This is a genomic window from Pseudomonas sp. SDT291_1_S447, from assembly GCF_054070155.1.
In genome coordinates this window covers 1-246 of record NZ_JBSVXS010000379.1, presented here as the reverse complement: position 1 = coordinate 246, position 246 = coordinate 1, and the positions used below count along the sequence as shown (strand labels likewise).

At 60.2% G+C, this 246-nt stretch carries 1 protein-coding gene; it reads left to right on the top strand.

The window, feature by feature from the left end; genetic code table 11:
• The coding region (gene tssD, locus ACW9IR_RS30000) for a type VI secretion system tube protein TssD (protein ID WP_457466229.1) at positions 1-246 on the top strand (246 nt) is incomplete at both ends.

The following is a 246-nucleotide window of genomic DNA, read 5'->3' as shown; positions in this document are numbered from 1 at the left end:
CCGCCGACTCCGTTGGCAACACCTACCAGGAAGGCCACGAAGACCAGGTCATGGTGCAGGCTTTCACCCACGACGTAATCATCCCGCGTGACCCACAATCCGGTCAGCCAACCGGTCAGCGTGTGCACAAGCCAGTTGTGATCACCAAGGTCTACGACAAGGCTTCGCCTCTGCTGCAAGCGGCGCTGACTTCCGGCGAGCGCATGAGCGAAATCGTTATCCAGTGGTACCGCACTTCGGCGCAAG